At 69.7% G+C, this 18551-nt stretch carries 19 protein-coding genes and 2 riboswitches; of the genes, 18 read left to right on the forward strand and 1 reads right to left on the reverse strand.

Features of this window, described 5'->3' with window-relative positions:
• Window positions 1–225 (reverse strand): TSUP family transporter (locus AC1DWT_RS13135; protein WP_477920901.1); only part of this gene is annotated, 225 nt, incomplete at its 3' end.
• 212 nt (window positions 226–437) lie between these two features.
• A riboswitch (SAM riboswitch) is annotated at window positions 438–534 on the forward strand.
• 7 nt (window positions 535–541) lie between these two features.
• Between AC1DWT_RS13135 and AC1DWT_RS13140 the strand changes: the two genes are divergently transcribed.
• The 18 genes from AC1DWT_RS13140 (at window position 542) to AC1DWT_RS13225 (ending at window position 18541) form a co-directional block, all read left to right on the forward strand.
• Window positions 542–616: a putative leader peptide gene (locus AC1DWT_RS13140; protein WP_369426197.1), complete on the forward strand. Its 75-nt coding sequence runs from the start codon at window positions 542–544 to the stop codon at window positions 614–616.
• 146 nt (window positions 617–762) lie between these two features.
• Complete coding sequence (locus AC1DWT_RS13145; protein ID WP_072947133.1) at window positions 763–1755, forward strand: amino acid ABC transporter permease; 993 nt, start codon at window positions 763–765, stop codon at window positions 1753–1755.
• Window positions 1752–2534, forward strand: coding sequence for an amino acid ABC transporter ATP-binding protein (locus AC1DWT_RS13150; protein ID WP_206013192.1), 783 nt, complete (start codon window positions 1752–1754; stop codon window positions 2532–2534). The genes AC1DWT_RS13145 and AC1DWT_RS13150 overlap by 4 nt, the downstream gene beginning before the upstream one ends.
• Before the next feature lie 36 nt (window positions 2535–2570).
• Window positions 2571–3542 (forward strand): ABC transporter substrate-binding protein, encoded by a 972-nt coding sequence (locus tag AC1DWT_RS13155; RefSeq protein ID WP_072947131.1) that lies wholly within the window; start codon window positions 2571–2573, stop codon window positions 3540–3542.
• Window positions 3543–3553: 11 nt separating this feature from the next.
• On the forward strand, window positions 3554–4090 hold the full coding sequence (locus AC1DWT_RS13160; protein WP_072947130.1) for a GNAT family N-acetyltransferase: 537 nt from the start codon (window positions 3554–3556) through the stop codon (window positions 4088–4090).
• Window positions 4087–5148 carry an LLM class flavin-dependent oxidoreductase gene (locus AC1DWT_RS13165; protein WP_206013191.1) on the forward strand — a complete coding sequence of 354 codons (1062 nt, stop codon included), beginning with the start codon at window positions 4087–4089 and terminating at the stop codon, window positions 5146–5148. The genes AC1DWT_RS13160 and AC1DWT_RS13165 overlap by 4 nt, the downstream gene beginning before the upstream one ends.
• Window positions 5145–6203 carry an LLM class flavin-dependent oxidoreductase gene (locus AC1DWT_RS13170; RefSeq protein ID WP_072947128.1) on the forward strand — a complete coding sequence of 353 codons (1059 nt, stop codon included), beginning with the start codon at window positions 5145–5147 and terminating at the stop codon, window positions 6201–6203. The genes AC1DWT_RS13165 and AC1DWT_RS13170 overlap by 4 nt, the downstream gene beginning before the upstream one ends.
• Window positions 6204–6218: 15 nt before the next feature.
• Window positions 6219–7613, forward strand: coding sequence for an NtaA/DmoA family FMN-dependent monooxygenase (locus AC1DWT_RS13175; RefSeq protein WP_095862736.1), 1395 nt, complete (start codon window positions 6219–6221; stop codon window positions 7611–7613).
• Between the two features lie 46 nt (window positions 7614–7659).
• Window positions 7660–7754, forward strand: a riboswitch (SAM riboswitch).
• A gap of 4 nt (window positions 7755–7758) precedes the next feature.
• Window positions 7759–7842: a putative leader peptide gene (locus AC1DWT_RS13180; protein WP_310794466.1), complete on the forward strand. Its 84-nt coding sequence runs from the start codon at window positions 7759–7761 to the stop codon at window positions 7840–7842.
• Between the two features lie 155 nt (window positions 7843–7997).
• A complete protein-coding gene (locus AC1DWT_RS13185; RefSeq protein ID WP_206015981.1) occupies window positions 7998–9629 on the forward strand; it encodes an ABC transporter substrate-binding protein in 1632 nt (543 codons plus the stop codon).
• A 3-nt stretch (window positions 9630–9632) separates the two neighbouring features.
• The gene (locus AC1DWT_RS13190) at window positions 9633–10625 is read left to right on the forward strand and encodes an ABC transporter permease (RefSeq protein ID WP_206013189.1); all 993 of its coding nucleotides are present in this window, start codon (window positions 9633–9635) and stop codon (window positions 10623–10625) included.
• The gene (locus tag AC1DWT_RS13195) at window positions 10618–11538 is read left to right on the forward strand and encodes an ABC transporter permease (RefSeq protein ID WP_095862453.1); all 921 of its coding nucleotides are present in this window, start codon (window positions 10618–10620) and stop codon (window positions 11536–11538) included. The genes AC1DWT_RS13190 and AC1DWT_RS13195 overlap by 8 nt, the downstream gene beginning before the upstream one ends.
• A complete protein-coding gene (locus AC1DWT_RS13200; RefSeq protein WP_206013188.1) occupies window positions 11535–13193 on the forward strand; it encodes a dipeptide ABC transporter ATP-binding protein in 1659 nt (552 codons plus the stop codon). Before AC1DWT_RS13195 ends, AC1DWT_RS13200 begins: the two co-directional genes overlap by 4 nt.
• Complete coding sequence (locus AC1DWT_RS13205) at window positions 13186–14322, forward strand: LLM class flavin-dependent oxidoreductase (protein ID WP_477920907.1); 1137 nt, start codon at window positions 13186–13188, stop codon at window positions 14320–14322. The genes AC1DWT_RS13200 and AC1DWT_RS13205 overlap by 8 nt, the downstream gene beginning before the upstream one ends.
• Window positions 14323–14326: 4 nt before the next feature.
• A complete protein-coding gene (locus tag AC1DWT_RS13210) occupies window positions 14327–15691 on the forward strand; it encodes an NtaA/DmoA family FMN-dependent monooxygenase (protein WP_206013184.1) in 1365 nt (454 codons plus the stop codon).
• Entirely contained in the window at window positions 15688–16485 is a 798-nt protein-coding gene (locus AC1DWT_RS13215) for a DUF1684 domain-containing protein (RefSeq protein ID WP_072947121.1), read from the forward strand. The genes AC1DWT_RS13210 and AC1DWT_RS13215 overlap by 4 nt, the downstream gene beginning before the upstream one ends.
• A gap of 2 nt (window positions 16486–16487) precedes the next feature.
• Window positions 16488–17402 carry an LLM class flavin-dependent oxidoreductase gene (locus AC1DWT_RS13220; protein ID WP_477920910.1) on the forward strand — a complete coding sequence of 305 codons (915 nt, stop codon included), beginning with the start codon at window positions 16488–16490 and terminating at the stop codon, window positions 17400–17402.
• A complete protein-coding gene (locus AC1DWT_RS13225; RefSeq protein WP_072947119.1) occupies window positions 17399–18541 on the forward strand; it encodes an LLM class flavin-dependent oxidoreductase in 1143 nt (380 codons plus the stop codon). Before AC1DWT_RS13220 ends, AC1DWT_RS13225 begins: the two co-directional genes overlap by 4 nt.
• Window positions 18542–18551 lie beyond the last annotated feature (10 nt).

Raw genomic sequence — 18551 nt, forward strand, 5'->3', positions numbered from 1 at the left:
CCGCAACCGCGGCCCCTGCCCGGCCAGCTCCCGCCGGTACCCCCACGTGCCGGACACGCCACCGGCGACCAGGCCGATCGCGTTCGACATCGTCGCGGTCACCGGAGGGAACCCGAAAGCCACCAGGGTGGGGAAGGTGATGAGCGTGCCGCTGCCGACGATGGCGTTGATCGCGCCCGCGCCGACGCCGGCTACCAGGATCGCGATGACTTCGAGTGGTGTCACCGAGGCGACGTTACAAGGGCCTCGGACGGCCCGGCAGCCGGGTCACGCGGCGGTGGCGATACGCGACTGCTCGTCTCATCCAACCGCATCTCCGACCACTTGTCAGCACTTCTGCGCACGGTGATTCTTGCGTCCGCTCGACGCCATTTCCCCTGTGTTGCAGGGAAATACCCCGTGTTGACGACGTCCGGGAATGCAGCTAGTGTTCGCTTCAACCATCCAGAGCGACCGAGAGACCTGGCTCGTTGACGTCGCAGCAACCCTTCCGAATTTTTCGGGTGCGGGTGCTACCGCCGGGATCGATGGAAGGCAGCACATGAACTACCCCGCGCGCCCTGCGTGGCGCAGACGGCACATCGACCTGTGCCGTACCACCTCCTGCCACTGTTGACGAGGTCTCACCGCACGCTCACCGGGTAAAACGCCAGGTGAGCGCCTGACGCGCGCCCGCATCCCGCGGAAGACGCGCCCTCTTCCCCGTCCCGTCTCCAGGTGAAAGGCCGCCTCAGTGATGTCTGTTCCCAGTGGTGAGCGAGCGTGAGCGCCCCCGTCCGGGCGCGTTCGGCCGCGCCCCTTGATTCCGAACCGTCCGGCAATGGTGACCGGCCCGCGGACGCCGCGCTGGAGGTCGCACGGCGGTGGCACCCGTGGCGGTGGGTGGTCAGCGCCGCCGTGCTGGTGCTGCTCGCCCAGTTCGTCCACGGCCTCGCCACCAACCCGGGGTGGGACTGGGCGACGTTCGGCAAGTACTTCACCGCCGGCTCCGTGCTGCAGGCCCTGTGGATGACGGTGAAGCTGACCCTCTGGGGGACGGTCCTCGGATTCGCGCTCGGTGTGGTGCTGGCGGTCAGCCGCCTGTCGCACAACCCGGTGCTGCAGGTGATCGCCTGGGTCTACATCTGGGCGTTCCGGTCGATCCCGCTGATCGTGCAACTCCTGTTCTGGTTCAACATCACGTACCTGTATCAGACTCTGTCGCTGGGAATTCCGTTCGGACCGGGCTTCTTCACGTTCGAGGTCAACGGCGTCATCAGCGGCTTCACCGCCGCCGTCATCGGTCTGGCCCTGCACCAGGCCGCGTACTCCGCCGAGATCATCCGTTCCGGCATCATCTCGGTGGACCACGGGCAAATCGAGGCGGCGCAGTCGCTGGGTATTCCGCGTCGTCGCCAGTTCTTCAAGATCGTTCTGCCGCAGGCGATGCGCGGCATCCTGCCGAACGCCGCGAACGAGGTGATCAGCCTGTTCAAGGGCACGTCGATCGTGTCGACGATGGCGATCGCGGAACTGTTCTACCAGGTTCAGGTGATCTTCGGCCGCAACGGTCGCGTCGTGCCCCTGCTGATGGTCGCGACGATCTGGTACATCATCCTGACCACGCTGTTGTCGGTCGGCCAGTACTACGTCGAGCGGCACTACGCCCGCGGATCGGCTCGGGCACTGCCCCCGACTCCGTGGCAGAAGGTCACCCGGAAATTCGCCGAGATCCGCGACGCCGGCGTCTCCGTACCGAGAGGGGCCACGAAATGACGACCGACACCCAGCAGGCAGAGTTCGCGGTGGAGGTTCGCGGAGTCCACAAGTCCTTCGGCGCACTCGAAGTCCTCCAGGGTGTGGACCTGCTGGTCCGCAAGGGCGAGGTGACGGTGATCCTGGGCCCGTCGGGTTCCGGCAAGTCCACGCTGCTCCGCACGCTCAACCACCTGGAGAAGGTCGACCGGGGCACCATCCGGATCGACGGCGACCTCATCGGCTACCGGCGCAAGGGCAACAAACTCCACGAACTGCGGGAACGCGACATCCTGAAGCAGCGGTCCCGGATCGGATTCGTGTTCCAGAACTTCAACCTGTTCCCCCACCTCACGGTGCTGGAGAACGTGGTCGAGGCACCGGTGTCGGCGCAGGGCCGTGACCGGGCCGAGGTCGAGGCCGAGGCGATCGCCCTCCTCGAACGGGTCGGCGTGGGTGACAAGGCCCACGAGTACCCGCGGCAACTGTCCGGCGGCCAGCAGCAGCGGGTCGCGATCGCCCGGGCCCTCGCACTGCGCCCTGCGGTGATCCTGTTCGACGAGCCCACGTCGGCGCTCGACCCGGAACTGGTCGGCGAGGTTCTCGCCGTCATCAAGCAACTGGCACGCGACGGCGCCACCCTCGTCATCGTCACCCACGAGGTGGGTTTCGCGCGGGAGGTCGCCGACACGGCCGTCTTCATGGACGCCGGAGTCGTCGTGGAGCAGGGCCCGCCCGCGCAGGTCATCGACGACCCACAGCACGACCGCACCAAAGCTTTTCTCTCCCGAGTTCTCTGACCTCCACACCCCGGTGTGGATCCCCGAAAGGCACACATGTCCACCGCACGGTTCCGTAAGAAGATTCTGGCCTCGGCTCTCACCACCGTCGCGCTCCTCGCCGCCGCGTGCGGGGGCGGCGACGTCGAGGACGAGGGATCGGGGCCCACCTCGGCCGCCGGCTACAACCTCACCGCCGATCAGAATCGCATCACCACCGACGAGGTCGAGTCGATCGCCGCGAAGGTTCCCCAGCAGATCCGCGACCGCGGCACGCTCGTCGTCACGGGCAGTGCCGGTTCCGCCCCGCCGCTGCGCTTCTACGCCGACGACGACAAGACGCTGATCGGCTCGGAAACCGACTTCGCATACCTGATCGGCGACGTCCTCGGCCTGAAGGTCGATCTCCAGGCCGCGGACTGGGCGCAGAACTTCGTCCGGATCGACTCGGGGGAGGCCGACGCCTTCATCTCCAACGTCACCGTCACCGAGGAGCGGAAGGAGAAGTACGACTTCTCGACATACCGCCTCGACACGGTCGCGTTCGAGACGAAGAAGGACAGCGGCATCCAGATCAAGGAACCCAAGGACGTCGCGGGCCTGAAGATCGCGGTCTCCTCCGGCACCAATCAGGAAGCGCTGCTGGTGAAGTGGAGCGAGCAGAACGTGGCGGCCGGTCTCGAACCCACCGACATCACCTACTACCAGAACGCCACCGACTACTACCTGCCGCTCGCGTCGGGGCGGATCGACGCCTACTTCGGCCCCAACCCCTCCTCGTCGTTCCACGTGGCGCAGGCCGGGGAGACCGAGATCGCCGGAACGTTCTCGGGCGCCGGCGACGCACTCCAGGGTGAGATCGCCGTGCTCACCAAGAAGGACAACGGGCTGATTACCGCCGTCAACGAGGCCATCAACCATGTCATCGAGAACGGCACGTACGCACAGGTTCTCGACCGCTGGAACATCGCGAACGAGGCCGTGAACACGTCGGTCGTCAACCCGCCCGGGCTCCCGAAGACCAGCTGACAGGAGGAACAGTGAGCGAGAGGACCGACCCCGTGCAGACCGTGTTCGTCGATCAGACCGATCCACTGGCCGCGCCGCTGCTCGAAGAACTGGCGACCGAATACAGCACTCGGTACGGGCGGTCCCGCGACCAGATGTACGAGGATCTCAGCACGTATCCGGCGGAAGAGTTCGCCGCGCCGGGGGGCGCGCTGCTCGTCGTGGTCGAGGACGGGATGTCGGTGGCGGGCGGGGCCTTCCGCCGCTACGACGACACGACCGCGGAACTCAAGCGGATCTGGACCTCGTCCTCGCACCGCAGGCGCGGACTCGGGCGCATCGTGCTGCGGGAACTCGAGGCCGAGATCGTCCGGGCCGGCTACTCGCGCATCTTCCTCACCACCGGGCCGCGGCAACCCGAGGCGGTGGCCCTGTACCTGGCCGCGGGGTACACGGCGCTGTTCGACCGCTCCCTCCCACCGCAGGAAATCGGGGTCCACGGATTCGAGAAGCTCCTGCACACCGCCCTGCCTTCCGACTGCGCCGCAAAGGAGTACGAGTCCGTATGAAGTTTCTGCTGATGAGCCTGATCACTCACCACCCGGATCCGGTGACCGGGGAGAAGATCGGCACCGCGGCCAGGCTGCGGGAGGTCGTGGAATCGGCCGTCCTCGCCGAGCAACTGGGGTACGACGGTTTCGCGGTGGGCGAGCGCCACGAACACCCCTTCCTGTCCTCGTCGCCGCCCGTGGTGCTCAGCGCCATCGCGGCGCGGACCACCACCCTGCAGTTGTGGACCGCGGTGACCACGCTGAGCCTGCTCGACCCGGTCCGTGCGTTCGAGGACTACTCGACGCTCGACAACCTGTCGGGTGGCCGGCTGCAGCTCATCATCGGCAAGGGAAACGGCACCGCGCAGGCACAGCTGTTCCACGTCACGCCGGACGACCAGTGGGACCGCAACCGAGAAGGGTACGAGCTGTTCCGGAAGTTGTGGGAGAGCGAGGACGTCACCTGGGAGGGCACGTTCCGGCCGTCGCTCGAGCACGCCGTCGCGCTGCCCCGCCCGTTGCAGCGGCGGATCCGGATCTGGCACGGCAGCGCGACGAGCAAGGAATCGGTGGATCTCGCCGCCCGCTACGGAGATCCGATCTTCTCCGCGAACGTGACGTATCCCATCGACTCCTACGCCGAACTCGTCCGGCACTACCGCGAACGGTGGACCCATTACGGTCACGATCCCGCCGACGCCCTCGTCGGCGCCGGGACCGCCGGGTTCTACGTCACACCGAACTCGCAGGACGCGCTCGACGTGTGGCGGCCGATTCACGCCGCCCGGCTCGACTTCGCCCGCAGGGCAGGACTTCCCGTGGTATTCGAGACCCTCGAGGACTTCGTCGAACGCAGCTCCGCGCTGATCGGCAGCCCGCAGCAGGTGATCGACAAGGTGCAGCGCTACCACGAGCAGTTCGGCCACGAGGTGATCCACCTGAGCGCCGACCGCGTCGGCAGCGACAAACAGCACCGCGAGAGCCTCGAGCTGTTCCAGGCCGAGGTGGCGCCCGTGTTGCGCGAGACCATTCCGAGCCGCCCCCTCGCGGCCGACACAGAGGAGGAACGGCCATGAGCCTGCATCTGGGCATCGAACTCGACGGCGAGGGAACGCATCCCGAGGCCTGGCGGCGCGCCGCGCACACACCCGACCGGTTGCTGACCGGGCGAACGGTGGCGGACCGGGTCGCTGCGGCGGAGAACGCCGGTTTCACATTCGCCTCCTTCGACGATTCGCTGCTGCCGCCCGGCGCCGTCGGGGGACCCGTCGGCCGGATCGACGCCGTGAACCGCGCCGCGTTCGTGGCCGCGACCACCAGCACGATCGGTCTCGTACCGGTGGTCGGCACCACCTACGCCGAACCGTTTCACACGTCCTCCCAGCTCGCGACACTCGACTACGCGTCGCGGGGCCGCGGCGGCTGGATCGCCGCACGCGACACCGACCCGCGGGTCGCGGGCGCACTGGGCCGGACCGAGATCACCGCACCCGCCGACCTCGCGCGGGAGGAGCGGGACGCGATCGCCGTGGTCCGGAACCTGTGGGATTCCTGGGAGGACGACGCGGTGATCCGCGACTACGCCACCGGCCGTTTCGTCGACCGCGACCGGCTGCACTACATCGACTTCCGGGGCGAGACGTACTCGGTGAAGGGTCCGGCGATCGTGCCGCGGCCGCCGCAGGGGCAACTGGTGGTGTTCGGACTCGACGGGCAGACCGATCCGACCCAGGTCGACGTGGTGCTGGTGTCCGGGACGACGCCCGGTGACATCGCCGACGCCGCCGCGCGGGCGAAGGACCGCGGGGCGGCGCTGGTGTTCGCCGAACTCGACGTGGCGCTGGGCGCAGCCACTCCCGCCCCGTCGAGTGAGCGGCTGTCGTTCGCCGGCGAGGCCACCGGACTGGTGGAACTGCTGCGCGCACTGGATTCGCAGGTCGACGGTGTGCGCCTGCATCCCGCCGTGGTCGACGAGGACCTCCCGGTGCTGGCGCGGTACGTGATCCCGGCACTCCTGCGCGCCGGTGCCGCCCACCGTCCCGTTCCCGGTTCGACTCTGCGCAGCACGCTCGGACTCGACCGCCCCGCCAACCGATTCCGGGCCGAGCGCCTCGCAGAATCCTCTCGCTGAAAGGTTGTGGAGATCATGACCGACGACTCATACGCCCGGCCCGAAGCCCAGGTGCATTTCGGGGTCTTCTTCCAGGGCGTCAACCACACGACGATCTGGTCGGATCCGACGAGCGGATCGCAGATCGACTTCGAAACGTTCCGTCGGGTGGCACAGACCGCCGAGCGGGGCCTGTTCGACGCCTTCTTCCTGGGTGAGGGTCTACGCCTGCGGGAACAGGAAGGCAAGATCCTCGATCTCGACATCGTGGGCAGGCCGGATGCGATCACCCAGCTCTCGGCGCTGGCCGGCATCACCCGGCACATCGGGCTGGTGGCCACCCAGAACACCACCTACAACGAACCGGCCGACCTCGCCCGGCGACTGTCCGGGCTGGACCTGCTGTCCGGCGGACGCGCCGGCTGGAACGCCGTCACCACGGACAACGCGTGGACCGGTGAGAACTTCCGGCGCGGCGGCTTCCTCGATCACGCCGACCGGTACGAGCGGGCCGGGCAGTTCCTGGGCACCGCGCGGGCGATCTGGGACGCRTGGGCCGACGGCGCCGTCGCGACGAGCACCGAAGCGCCGTCCTGGGCCACCGCGGGCAGTGTGCAGGACGTGTCGCGGCGCACGTCGCAGTTCGACGTCACGATCACCCCCACCCTGCCGCGCAGCGCCCAGGGCCATCCCGTCATCTTCCAGGCCGGCGACTCACCGGCAGGCAGGGACTTCGCGGCCACGCACGCCGACGTGATCTTCTCCCGCCACGGAACCCATTTCGACGAGGCGCTCGGCTTCGCCGAGGACATCCGGGCGAGACTGCGCCGCGCGGGGCGCCCCGAGGACGACGTCAAGATTTTGCCGGGCACCCAGATCGTGCTCGCGGAGAACGCGTCCGAGGTGGAGGACAAGGTCCGCTGGGTCCGCGAAGGCCAGTACACCGGGCAGACGGCGCTGTCGCTGGTCGGTCAGGTGTGGGGCCGCGATCTGTCCGATCGCGACCCGGACGGTCCACTGCCCGAATTCGATCCGGTGCCCGCACCGATCTCCGTCACCCGCGGGGCCGCCCGCGACGGCAAGGACCCGCTCGCCATCGCCCGCGAGTGGCGCGCCCTGGCGGAGGCGCAGAACCTGTCGCTGCGGCAGGTCGCGATCGCGACCACTCAGCGGTCCGGTTTCGCGGGCACCCCCGGGCAGGTCGCCGACGAACTCACCCGGTGGGTTCGCAGCGGGGCGACCGACGGATTCAACATCTCGCCGTACCTGGTGCCCACCGGACTCGACGAGATCGTCGACCTGCTCGTGCCCGAACTGCAGGAGCGCGGCTCGTACCGAACGGAATACGAAGGCGCGACCCTGCGTGAGCATCTCGGTCTCCGCCCGCCGCTGTCGCGACGGGAACTCCCGCCCCGGCAGGCAGTCGGGTAGCGGGGGCCGTGTGGCGCGGCGACCGGCGATCTCTTACACTCGGTAACGACCATCCAGAGCGACCGAGAGACCTGGCTCGTTGACGTCGCAGCAACCCCCCCGCCCCGCGGGTGCGGGTGCTACCGCCGGGATCGATGGAGGAACCATGTTGACCGAAGGCTTCGTGAGCGCCTGGGGGCGTCTGCACGTCGATCTCTGCCGGTTGTCCACCTCCATCTGTCACAGCTGATCTGACACCCCGGCAGACATCCGGGGTTCTTGCTCTACACACCGCATCCGCGTCGGATCCGGTGTCCCTCACCTTTCTGTGCGCGTGAGCGCTGCCCACTCGACGGGTAGCGCGCACGGCACTTCTTCGAGATCACGGAGTTCTCGGTGCCATCAGTGCCTTTGTCCTCGTCCCACCGCGGCCGCATCGCGGCAGGTATCGGCGCCGCCGCCGTGCTGGCCACGGCGCTCACCGCCTGCGGTGGCGGCTCCAGCAGTTCCTCCGCGGACGCGGGCCCGCCCCAGCCCGGCGGCACCCTCCGCTACGGCCTGTCCCAGGCACCCACGTGCGCCGACCCCGCGCAGTCGGGCACCAACCAGACGATCTACGTGGCCCGGCAGGTGGTGGACTCGCTCACCGACCAGGACCCGGAGACGGGCGAACTGAAGCCGTGGCTGGCCGAGAGCTGGGACACCGACGCCGACGCGTCCTCCTTCACGTTCCATCTGAAGGAGGGGGTGACGTTCAGTGACGGAACGCCTTTCACCGCGGAGTCGGTGAAGAAGAACCTCGACGCCATCGTGAACACCCTCACCGGGGCCAAGGCCGCACTGGGTGCCAGCTACCTCACCGGGTACACGGGCACCACCGTGATCGACCCGCAGACCGCGCAGGTCGACTTCGCCGCACCCAACGCGCAGTTCCTCCAGGCGTCGTCCACCCCGCAGCTCGGCATCCTGTCCGACGCGTCCGTCGCGAAGTCCGCCGAAGAGCGGTGCACCGGCAACATCTCGGGCACCGGGCCGTTCACGTACGCCGACTACCAGCAGGACAAGTCGGTCACCCTCGCCAAGCGCGCCGGATACAACTGGGGTTCCGACGTGTTCGCCCACGACGGCGAGGCCTACCTCGACACCATCGAGTTCACCGTCGTCCCCGAATCCGGTGTCCGCACGGGCAGCCTGTCCTCGGGACAGCTGGACGCGATCAGCGACGCGCTGCCGCAGGACGCCCCGCAGATCGAAGGTGCGGGCGGGCAGGTGCTCACCACCTCGAATCCCGGAACCCCGTTCGGCTTCCAGCCCAACGTGACCCGCGGACCGCTCGTCGACCCCGTCGTGCGCAGCGCGCTGGTGCCGGCGATCAACCGGCAGGAACTGGTCGACACCGTGCTCGGCCCCAACTTCAAGCCGGCCACCAGCACCCTGGCCAGCCGCACCCCGGGCTACGTGGCACTGCCCGGCGTGACGTACGACCCGGAGAAGGCGAAGTCGATCCTGGATCAGGCGGGCTGGGTGCCCGGCGCCGACGGCATCCGCGAGAAGGGTGGTCAGAAGCTCGCCTTCCCCGTTCTGTTCAGCTCCGTGTTCGCCGGCAACCAGGCCATCCTCGAACTGGTGCAGCAGCAGCTCAGAGCGGTGGGAGTGGACCTGCAGCTCGACCTCGTGTCGACCCCGGAGGCCACCGCCCGCCAGAATTCCAAGGACTTCGACGCCACCTACTACAACAGCACCCGTGCCGACGGCGACATCCTGCGCACCCAGTTCGGGCTCGAAGGCCGCAACCTGAACAGCCGCGGCCCGATTCCCGCGCTCGACGACGTGCTGGCGAAGCAGCTCGCCACCACCGATCCCGCCGCGCGGAGCGCGCTCGTCGCCGACGCCCAGCAGCAGATCCTCGACAACGGCCTGTGGATCCCCACGGTGGAGTTGTCGCAGGCGATCGGCGCGGGCCCGAACGTGCAGGACCTGAAGTTCGAGGCCTCGGCCCGGCTCCAGTTCTTCGACACCTGGATCAGCGGACGCTGAGCCATGATTCGCTACCTCGGACTCCGCGTGCTGCAGGCGATCGCCGTCCTGTGGGCGACGTTCACCGTGTCGTTCGCCGTGCTGTTCCTCCTGCCGTCCGACCCGGTGAGCATCGCCGTCGACTCGGCGTCCACCGGGACGACGGTCGACGCGGCGGCCGTCGCGGAACTGCAGGCGCGGTACGGACTCGACCAGCCGGTGTGGGTGCAGTACTGGAACTCGCTGAGCCACGCCGTCCGCGGTGACTTCGGGTACTCGATCGCCACCGGGCAGTCGGTGACCGAGGCCATCGGCAACGCGGTGCCCAGCACTCTCGCGCTGGCGTCCGCGGCGCTGGTCCTCGCCGTCGTGTTCGGGGCGGGGGTCGCGTTCCTCGCCACCTACACGCGCGTCCACTGGGTGCGGAACCTGCTGTTCTCCCTGCCCCCGCTCGGTGTCGCGGTGCCGACGTTCTGGGTGGGCCTGATTCTGCTGCAACTGTTCTCGTTCCGGCTGAAGGTCTTCCCCGCGTTCGGCGATCAGGGGGTCGCGACGCTGGTGCTGCCGGCGGTGACGCTCGCGCTCCCGACCGGGGCCGTCATCGCCCAGGTGCTCGCGGCGAGTCTGCAGACCACGTGGCGGCAGCCGTTCATCGAGGCCGCGCGGGCGAAGGGGGCGTCGCGCTGGCAGATCCAGACCCGGCACGCGCTGCGCCTGTCGAGCATTCCCGCGTTCACCATCGCCGGTGTGCTCGTCGGCAATCTGCTGGCGGGATCGGTCGTCGTCGAGACGGTGTTCTCCCGCGCCGGGGTGGGGCGGCTCACCCAGACTTCCGTGATGGCGCAGGACATTCCGGTGGTCCAGGGCATCGTGGTGTTGAGCTCGCTCGTCTACGTCCTCGTCAATCTCGCCGTGGATCTGCTCTACCCGCTGATCGACCCCAGGATCGTCGAGGGCAGGCGGAGTTCCGAGCGCAGCGACACCGTCGCGAATGTGGAGGAGAAGGTTCATGTCTGACATCCTCACCAGAGAACTGATCGAGGAGGCCGAGGGTTTCGGCCCTCCGCCGGTCGACGCGCCTCCCACAGTCGCGCCCCGTCCGCACGGCCGCGGACGCCGCGTGGTGGCGTGGTGGCGTCGCAACCTCGTGCTCGTCGCCTCGGCGGCGGTGCTCCTCGTCGCGGTCGGATTCGCGGTGGCGCCGTCGGTGTTCGCGAGCGGCGACCCGCTGGTCGGGGTGCCCGCGCAGAAGCTGCAGGCGCCGAGTGCCGCGCACTGGTTCGGCACCGACAACATCGGACGCGACGTGTACACCCGGGTGGTGCACGGCGCCGGATTGTCGCTGACCGCGACACTGCTGGCGGTGGGCATCGCACTGGTCGTCGGTTCGCTGATCGGACTGCTGTCCGGCGCCCTCGGAGGTGCTCTGGACGCCGTCCTGATGCGGGTCGTCGACGTCCTCCTGTCGATTCCCGCGCTGCTGCTCTCGCTGGCACTGGTGACCGCACTGGGATTCGGCACGGTCAACGTCGCGATCGCGGTGGGCGTGTCGCTGATCGCGAACTTCGCCCGCGTGATGCGGTCGGAGGTGCTGCGGGTGCGGCGGTCGCTGTACGTCGAGGCCGCGTTCGCGTCGGGTGTCCGCTGGCACACGGTGCTGCGCCGCCACGTGCTGCGGAACTCGTACGCGCCGGTCGTCGCCCTCGCCGCCGTCGAGTTCGGCATGGCGGTCCTCGCGGTGTCGTCGCTGAGCTTCCTCGGGTTCGGCGCGGTGCCGCCCACCCCGGAATGGGGCTCGCTGATCTCCGAGGGCCGGAACTACCTCGCCACCGCGTGGTGGATGACAACCCTGCCCGGACTGGTGATCGTGGCCGTCGTGCTGTCGGCGCACCGGCTCGGGCATGCACTCGAACAGAGAGAAGTGCGATGAGCGCGAACGACACTCCGCTGCTGCAGGTCTCCGGACTGCGGGTGGCGTACGGGAGCGCCGGCGAACCCATCGTGGCCGTGCAGGGCGTCGACCTCACGGTCGCGCGCGGTGAGGTGGTGGCCGTGGTCGGCGAGTCCGGCTCCGGAAAATCCACCACGGCGCACGCCATTCTCGGACTGCTCAGCGGATCCGGGCGGGCCGTCGCCGGCACCGTCACGTTCGACGGTGAGCGTCTCGACACCAAGTCGGAACGCGCACTCGAACGCGTCCGCGGCGCCCGGATCGGCCTCGTTCCGCAGGACCCGACGACGTCGCTCAACCCGGTCCTGCGGGTCGGCGCCCAGGTGGCGGAGGTGCTCCGGATCCACGGTCTCGCCGACCGGCGGACGGCAGGCATCGAGGCGGTGCGCATTCTGGCCGAGGCCGGGATCGACGAGCCCGAGGTGCGGGCGCGGCAGTACCCGCAGGACCTGTCCGGCGGGCAACGGCAGCGTGTCCTGATCGGGATCGCACTGGCGTGCAGCCCCGAACTCGTGATCGCGGACGAACCGACCAGCGCCCTCGACGTCACCGTGCAGCGCCGGATCCTCGATCATCTCGACGCGCGGATCGCCGAATCCGGCACCGCGGTCCTGCTGATCACGCACGATCTGGGTGTCGCGGCCGACCGGGCGGACCGGATCGTGGTGATGAGCCAGGGCGAGGTGGTGGAAGCCGGCCCGACCCGTCAGATCCTCGCGAACCCACAGCACGAGTACACCCGCACCCTGCTGGCCGCGGCGCCGAGCCTGTCGGTGGGACAGGACCGCACCCGCGGCGAGGAGGCGGGCGGAGCCGGCCCCGACGTCCTGCTGCGCGTCTCCGGGGTGTCCAGGACGTTCAGGATCGACCGGCGCACGTCCATCGACGCCGTCCGGGACGTATCGTTCGAGGTCCCCCGCGGGCGCACCCTGTCGCTGGTGGGGGAGTCCGGGTCGGGCAAGTCCACGGTGGCCCGGATCGCGATCCGGCTGGAGTCGCCCACCGCGGGCCGCGTCGAGTTCGACGGCCGGGACATCACCGGTCTGCGCGGCGGCGCGCTGCGGGCACTGCGCCGGCGGGTGCAGATCGTGTACCAGAACCCGTACGCCTCCCTCGATCCGAAACTGGCGATCGCGGACATCGTCGCGGAACCGCTCGGTGCGTTCGATGTCGGAACCAGGGCGGAGCGGGCCGCGCGGGTGGCCGAACTGCTCGAACAGGTCGCGTTGCCGCGCACCTACCTCGAACGCCGGCCGGCCGAGCTGTCCGGCGGGCAACGTCAACGGGTCGCCATCGCCCGCGCGCTCGCTCTGCGCCCCGAACTCGTGGTGCTGGACGAACCGGTGTCGGCCCTGGACGTCTCGGTGCAGGCGCAGATCCTCGGACTGCTCGAGAGCCTGCAACGCGACCTCGGGCTCAGCTACCTCTTCATCTCGCACGACCTCGCCGTGGTCCGGCAGATCAGCGACACGGTCGCGGTGATGCGGTCCGGCCGCATCGTCGAATCGGGCACCGCGGCCGACATATTCGACAACCCGCGCCACGACTACACCCGGCAGCTGCTCGACGCCATCCCGGGACGGTCCGTCGGGCGCCCACGTTCCGCACAGCTGGAGGAATCGATTCATGCCTGAGCCACACCGTCCCCTCGTCGCCGTCGATCTGTACGGCACGGGGATTCATCCGCAGTCCTGGCGTCGCCAGGACTCGCGCGCCGAGGACCTCTTCACCGCCGCCTACTGGACCGGCCTGATCGGGCAGGCCGACTCGGCCGGCGTGGACCTCGMGTTCGTCGGCGATTCCTTCGCGATCGCCACGACCGGACATGCCGATCAGCGTGGGCAACTGGACGCCGTGGCGATCACCGCCCGGGCCGTCGCGTCCACCGAGCGCATCGGCCTCGTCCCCACGGTGACCGTCACGCACACCGAACCGTTCCACGTGTCCAAGGCGATCGCCAGCCTCGACCACGCGTCGGGCGGCCGGGCCGGGTGGCAGGTCGACGTGTCCTCCGGTCAGGTCCAGGCGGATCTGTTCGGGCGCAAGGACGCGCAGGACGCCGAGAATCTGTGGGCGGAGGCGGCCGACGCGATCGAGGTGGTCGGCCTGCTGTGGGACAGCTGGGAGGACGACGCCGAGATCCGCGACGTGGCCACCGGCCGTTTCATCGACCGGGACAAGCTGCACTACATCGATTTCGAGGGAGACCACTTCTCCGTCAAGGGTCCCTCGATCACGCCGCGGTCGCCGCAGGGGCAGTCGCTGATCGTGATCGGTGCGCGGGACGAGCACTCCACCCGGGTCGCCGCCGCCCGCGCCGACGTGATCCGCATCGCCGCGCCCACCGTCGACGCCGCGCGCGACGTCGCGGTCCGGGTGCGACGTGCTGCGGCCGAGGCCGGTCGCGACCCCGCGACGCTGCGGATCCTGCTCGACGTCGAGGTGGTGATCGCCGAGACCGCCGATGCCGCCGAGCGTGACCTCGCGCAACTCGAGAACTGGTCCGGCGCCCGGTACGAGCCGGCGTCGGTTCTCTACCGCGGCGACGCGCCGGGACTGGCCCGGCTGATCACGGACGTGGCGGCCACCGGGGACGTCGACGGCGTCACCCTGCGGCCGCTGGCGCTGCCGTCCGGCCTGGATGCCATCACCGGCAGCGTCCTGCCCCTGCTGCGCTCGAACGACCCGGCCCCGGGCGGCGGACTGCTCCGGGAACGACTCGGCTTCACCCGTCCCGCCAACCGCTTCGCCGGACAGGACTGACAGCATGAGCAACCAGCGCAAGCAGATTCACCTCGCCGCACACTTTCCCGGCGTCAACAACACCACCGTGTGGAGCGACCCCGAATCGAAGAGCCAGATCGACTTCGACTCGTTCGTGCACCTCGCGGAGACCGCCGAACGCGGCCTGTTCGACTTCTTCTTCCTCGCCGAGGGCCTGCGCCTGCGCGAGCACCGGGGCCGGATCCACGACCTCGACGTGGTGGGCCGCCCCGACACGTTGACGGTGCTCGGCGCACTCGCCGGCGCGACGACCCATCTGGGCCTGGCCGGGACGATCAACACGACGTTCAACGAACCGTACGAGCTGGCACGGCAATTCGCTTCACTCGACCACCTGTCCGGTGGCCGGGCCGCCTGGAACATGGTGACGTCCTCGGACGCGTTCACGGGGGAGAACTTCCGGCGCGGAGGATATCTCGACAAGGCCGACCGCTACGTCCGCGCCGGCGAAGTGATCCAGGGCGCCCGAAAGTTCTGGGACAGCTGGGATCGGGACGCACTGCAGATCGACCGTGCCCGGGGAGTGTTCGCCCCGGACCAGTCGATCCGCGAGGTCACGCACTCCGGCGCACAGTTCGACATCCGGGGACGCTTCACCGTTCCCCGGAGCCCACAGGGGCACCCGGTGTTGCTGCAGGCCGGCGATTCCGACGAGGGCCGTGAATTCGGCGCCGCCCAGGCCGACGCGATCTTCACCATCCACGGATCACTCGAGGACGGCCGGAAGTTCTACTTGGACGTCAAGGGCAGGCTCGCGAAGTACGGGCGCGGCCACGACGACCTCAAGGTGCTGCCCGCAGCGACGTTCGTACTGGGCGACTCCGCGGCGGACGCGGCCGAACGCGCCGACCACATCCGGCATCAGCAGGTGGGACCGCAGACCGCGATCGCGTTCCTCGAACAGGTCTGGGGGCGTGATCTTTCCGGGTACGACCCGGACGGACCGCTGCCGGACGTCGAACCGGCGGAAGACTCGACCATCACCCGCGGCCGGGTCCGCCACGCGAAGGACCCGCGCGAGATCGCGGGCCAGTGGCGGGCGAAGGCGGAAGCCGAGAAACTCAGCATCCGGGAACTGATCATCGCCGTCACCACCCGCCAGCAGTTCGTCGGAACTCCCACCGAGGTGGCCGAGGAGATCGACCGCTACGTGCAGGCCGACGCGTGCGACGGCTTCATCCTGGTACCGCACCTCACCCCGGCCGGGCTGGACGAGTTCGTCGAGAAGGTGGTCCCGGAGTTGCAGAACCGCGGCAGTTTCCGCTCCGAGTACTCGGGGACGACCCTGCGCAGCCATCTCGGACTGCGCCATCCGCATCATCAGACAGAAGGAGTTCGGGCATCATGACCGCAGTCACCGAAGACGCGACATTCGAGCAGGGCTGGCAGGACTGGCATTCGGCGCGCGAGGACTACTTCCGCGAACCGCTGGGCTGGCTGAGCCTCACGGCGCTGCACTGGCTCGTCGAGACCGACACCACGTTCCCCGACCTGCCCGGCAAGTGGCGGGCCGACGCGGACGGCCTGATCGTCACGGCCCCGGCCGACGCCGGTCTCGAGATCGACGGCGAGACGGTCGACGGCACGGCGACGCTCGCACCGCAGGAGGGCGCCCCCGGTCTGCTCGTACGCCACGGCAATCGCACCGTCGAGGTGATCCGCCGGACCGGCGACGTCGCCCTGCGGATCCACGACCCCGAGGCCGCCACCCTCGCCGCGTTCACCGGCATCCCGGCGTTCCTGCCGGCACGGCAGTGGGCGGTGCCGGCAACGTTCACCCCGTTCCCGCAGTCCCGCGTCGTGACGACGGGTGCCGTCGTCGAAGGGCTCGAGCACCACCACACGGCGCTGGGGTCGCTCGCCTTCGAGCACGACGGCGCCGCACACGAACTCGTTGCGTTCGCGGGCAAGGACGGTGGGCTGCAGGTGCTGTTCACCGATGCCACCAGCGGGGTCAGCACGTACCCCGCGGCGCGGTCACTGGCCGTCGACGCCCCCGCCGCGGACGGCCGGGTGATCCTCGACTTCAACCGGGCGTCCAACCTGCCGTGCGCGTTCACCGACTACGCCACCTGCCCGGTCGCGCCCGCCGAGAACCGGCTGACGCTCGCGGTCGAGGCCGGCGAGAAGAACCCGCGGTAGGCATGACCGACAAGCAGGTCGTGCTCGGGGCGGCGGCGCCCGCGGGCCGGACGGATTTCGCCGTCCTCGCGGACGCCGCCCGCACCGCGGAACGGGGACGGTTCGACTTCTTCCTCGCCGACGGCGTCATCGCGGCGAACGCGCTGGCCGGATTCACGGACGCGGTGGGGCTCGCGGCGACGCTGGACACGACCTCCGCCGAACCCTTCGACGTGGCCCGCCGGTTCGCCTCGCTCGATCACCTGTCCGGCGGCCGGGCGGCGTGGAACACCGTGGCCCCTGCCGGCGGGCGGGCCGCCGAGTTCGTCGGCACCGCCCGCACCCWGTGGGATTCCTGGGCCGAGGGCGTCGTGACCCTCGACCGCGGCGCGGGGCGGTTCGTGTCGGATCCCACCGCAGGCGCGTTCTATCACCGGGGCAGGCACTTCGACATCGGCGGACGCTTCACCGTCCCCCGCAGCCCGCAGGCGCAACCGGTGGTGATCGTGTCCGGCGACGGCCCGGAAGCCCGGGATCTCGCCGCCCGCCACGGCGACGTGATCATCGCTCCGCTGGGCACGTTCGAGTCCGCTCACGCCGCCTACACCGACGTCGCGCGCCGGACGGTCGACGCAGGCAGGCCCGCCGGTGCGGTGAAGGTCCTGTTCAGTGCGACGTTCGCGGGCACCGCCGTATCCGTCGCGGACCGGATCGWCCGGTGGGTCCGCGAGGACGCCGCGGACGGGTTCGTCCTGCCCTCCCTTCCCACCCCGGACGGACTCGACCCGTTCGTCGACACGGTGGTGCCGTTGCTGCAGGACCGTGGTGTTCTGCGCACCGACTACACCACCGCCACGCTGCGGCAGCACCTCGGACTCGGTGCCCCGCCCAGCCATCGTGCCGTCAATCCCCGCTCTCTCCAGAAAGTGCCCTCATGACCACTCCGTTGTCCGTTCTCGATCTGTCGCCCGTCAGCGAGGGCGCCACCGCCCGCACGGCGCTGCGGAACACCGTCGACCTCGCCCAGCACGCCGAGGCGTGGGGATACAAGCGGTACTGGGTGGCCGAGCACCACTTCGTCGGTGTCGCCAGTTCCTCGCCGGCCGTGCTCGTCGGGATCCTGGCCGCGGCGACCAGCACGCTCCGGATCGGTGCCGCCGCCGTGCAGCTGGGGCACACCACCGCGGCCGCCGTCGTCGAGGCGTTCGGCACAGTCGACGCGCTGTACCCGGGTCGCCTGGACCTCGGGCTCGGACGGTCGGGCCAGCGGCGGGCCGAGGCGTTGAAAGCGGTTGCCGAACGCAACAACCAGCCGGCCCCGCCCCGCAGGGAGACCGAGATCCGCGACGGCGTGGTGATCCCGGCGCCGTTCGACCCGTCCGGGCTCCTGCTGTCCCCGCGGCTCGCGGCGGCGCAGTCGGTGCTGCAGCAGCCCGGCGCGCTGTCGCCCGCATTCGACCAGCAGGTCGACGACATCCTGGCACTGCTCGGCGGCACGTACCGCACCCCGGACGGGATCGAGCTGCACGCGAGTCCCGGTGAGGGCGCGGACGTCGAGGTGTGGGTGTTCGGGAGCAGCGCGGGGCCGAGCGCCGAACTGGCAGGCCGGCTGGGGCTGCCGTTCGGCGCGAACTATCACGTGAGCCCGTCGACGACCCTCGAAGCGGTCGAGGCCTACCGCGCCGCGTTCCGCCCGTCGCCGAGTCTGCCGAAGCCGTACGTCGTCGTCTCCGCCGACACGGTCGTGGCGGAGGACGACGCGACCGCGCAGGAACTGGCGTCGACGTTCGGGCACTGGACGCACAGCATCCGTAGTGGGCACGGCGCGATCCCGTACCCCGACCCCGCGCACACCGCACCGCTGGGCGACACGGAACGCGCGCTCGTCGAGGACCGGCTGATCACCCAGTTCGTGGGGGCACCGGCCACCGTCGCGGACAAACTCGACAGTCTGCGAAGGCTCACCGACGCCGACGAACTGGTGATCACCAGCGTCACCCACGATCACACCGACCGGTTGCGCTCCTACGAACTGCTCGCGGCCGAGTGGGGACTGCCGAGGTTGCTCGCCGCCTGAGAGCGCGATG

The sequence above is a fragment of the Rhodococcus sp. P4_B6 genome (assembly GCF_056402215.1).